Genomic DNA, 2,131 nt, shown 5'->3' on the forward strand with positions numbered 1-2,131 from the left:
AATAACGACTGCCAAAACAATGGCGACGGCGGCGTCATGGATAACGGCACTAGCACCGTCACCGCCCCCGGCAACAGGGAGTGATAACATGCGAATCTGCGTAGTCGACGGCAAGGCGTATTATGCAAAACACCTTCTCCGAGCCAAGCTGCCCGACGGCCCGATCCGCTTCCCCGCCTGCGCGGATGGCATGCTCTGCTTCACCGACCGCGATCTGGCCCGCGCGGAAGCCTGGCTCAAGGAGCAGGGGATCGGCAAAGATGAATACAAAATCGAGGAGCTGCAGCCCCCGCCCGGTTTCGAGAAAACTGTAGGCGTAAAGTATGCGTCAAGAAGCGAGGCAATCGCCCACATTGAACAGGACATCGAGCCCGAAAGTCTGGTGCTTACCCGGTTGCGTGAGAGGGTGGATGCGGCAGAGCGAAGGGCCGAAGCCGCGGAGCAGAAGGCCGAGCGAGCCGAGGGTATGGCCCGGGCCGCCGAAAGCCGCCTGGAGACCCTGGAGAAAGATATTAAATTGACGAAAAAAAATTACGAAAGGGGCGGTCAAGATGCCAAACGGTGAATGTCACGTTGGCGCGGCAAACCGGGCGGAAATAGAGGCACTTAAGCGGGAGCAGAAAACGCAGAACGAATCGATCAAGGACATAAGCGTTAAGCTGGATAGAATCAACTGGTGGCTGGTAGCCTTGCTCGGTGGTATGGTGGTCAGTTTGGGGCTGCAAATAGCCGGGCGGATAGGCGGGTAAGGGGGTAGGCAAAGTACTTCTCCGGAATAACTGTTTTTATTTTTTATTCAAGCCGCGTAAAGCGGTAATTTTATTTAAGGAGAGATTCTGAATGGAAGTCTTTTTAATCATTTTTGTGGTGGCGGCGATCATTGAGGCGATCTGGGAGACCCTGAAGAAGCTGCTGGCGCCCTTGGTGCGGTGGCTGGACGATCGCGGCTTCCCGGCGGACCAGATGGGGGCGCTCATTGTAGCGCTGTTGATCTGTTTCGGCCTGGGCAGTAGGATTGACCTGTTCATCATGCTCGGCATTCCCCTCGAAGTGGCATACCTCGGCATTATACTAACAGCGGTGCTTCTTAGCCGGGGCAGCAACTTCATACATGATTTGATTGGAACATTAAACGGCATACGCGAAAGCAAGAGTCTGATCGACTTCGAGGCAGGGAAGTGATGTAGATGGTGCAGATTATTCAAGACCTGATCCCAAAGGGCCGCCGTAACCGGCCCGGCCACAAACTGGATCCTAAGTATATCACCATCCACGACACGGCCAACACCCAGACCGGGGCCGATGCCAAGGCCCACGCGGCATATGTCAAAAGCACCGCCGCCGCGAACATCCCGGCAAGCTGGCATTTTACCGTGGACGACAAAGTGATATACCAGCATCTACCCTTGAAAGAAAACGGTTGGCATGCCGGGGATGGCACCAATGGCACCGGGAACCGTCAGAGCATCGGGATAGAGATTTGCGAAAACCGGGACGGCAACCGCGCCGCGGCAGAGGCAAACGCCGCCTGGTTGGCGGCGAAGCTGATCAAGGAAGTCAATACACTGAAGCCCTTCCCGGCCTGCATGAAACAACACTACGACTGGAGCAAGAAGAACTGCCCGGCGCAGATCCGGGGACGGAAGAACGGCTGGGCGAACTTCTTGGCGGCGGTAGAATCGCACCTGAAAACGGAGGCAGAGATCACCCGCCCCATCGGTATCTACGTGGACGGCAAGAAGGCGGATGAGGTCGGCTACCTGATCGACAATGCTACCTACGTCCGCGCGTCATATCTGATTGCGCTCATCGGCGGCAGCGTAACCGGACACGGGGACCACATCAATATTGTCTTGCCGATGCGGCCGGACCCGGCAGTAGTTGAAAAATTAAGGACAGACCTGGCCGCGGCCAACAAAAAGATTGAGGCTGCCAGGCGCGCCCTAGGTGCGTAATGGCTGCCCATGACGAGGAAGCCCTGGAACTGCTTAACCAGGGCTTTTCGCATGAAGAGATCCGGGAGCGGCTAGGGTTAAAGACAACGAAGCAGGTTAATCATGCTATACTGCGAGCGCGGAAAAACAGGGCCGTTGAGTATGAGAATAAACGATCCTATACCGAGGCCGATGTT

The 2,131-nt window shown here is 56.1% G+C and carries 4 protein-coding genes; all 4 read left to right on the forward strand.

Features of this window, described 5'->3' with window-relative positions; all coding sequences use genetic code 11:
• The first annotated feature begins 88 nt into the window (after positions 1 to 88).
• Positions 89 to 565 carry a hypothetical protein gene (locus ACE4YL_RS07815; RefSeq protein WP_461369464.1) on the forward strand — a complete coding sequence of 159 codons (477 nt, stop codon included), beginning with the start codon at positions 89 to 91 and terminating at the stop codon, positions 563 to 565.
• Entirely contained in the window at positions 552 to 749 is a 198-nt protein-coding gene (locus tag ACE4YL_RS07820; protein ID WP_461369465.1) for a hypothetical protein, read from the forward strand. The genes ACE4YL_RS07815 and ACE4YL_RS07820 overlap by 14 nt, the downstream gene beginning before the upstream one ends.
• 91 nt (positions 750 to 840) lie before the next feature.
• The gene (locus ACE4YL_RS07825) at positions 841 to 1,182 is read left to right on the forward strand and encodes a hypothetical protein (RefSeq protein WP_461369466.1); all 342 of its coding nucleotides are present in this window, start codon (positions 841 to 843) and stop codon (positions 1,180 to 1,182) included.
• 5 nt (positions 1,183 to 1,187) lie between these two features.
• Complete coding sequence (locus ACE4YL_RS07830; protein WP_461369467.1) at positions 1,188 to 1,955, forward strand: peptidoglycan recognition protein family protein; 768 nt, start codon at positions 1,188 to 1,190, stop codon at positions 1,953 to 1,955.
• Positions 1,956 to 2,131: the final 176 nt, after the last annotated feature.

It is taken from the genome of Candidatus Darwinibacter acetoxidans (assembly GCF_041936445.1).
Classification (GTDB): domain Bacteria; phylum Bacillota; class Limnochordia; order Darwinibacteriales; family Darwinibacteriaceae; genus DTU010.

What these genes read in the sequence shown, in the direction of transcription:
- ACE4YL_RS07815 (WP_461369464.1), top strand. Translation starts at nt 89, where the DNA reads ATGCGAATCTGCGTAGTCGACGGCAAGGCGTATTATGCAAAACACCTT.
- ACE4YL_RS07820 (WP_461369465.1), top strand. Translation starts at nt 552, where the DNA reads ATGCCAAACGGTGAATGTCACGTTGGCGCGGCAAACCGGGCGGAAATA.
- ACE4YL_RS07825 (WP_461369466.1), top strand. Translation starts at nt 841, where the DNA reads ATGGAAGTCTTTTTAATCATTTTTGTGGTGGCGGCGATCATTGAGGCG.
- ACE4YL_RS07830 (WP_461369467.1), top strand. Translation starts at nt 1,188, where the DNA reads ATGGTGCAGATTATTCAAGACCTGATCCCAAAGGGCCGCCGTAACCGG.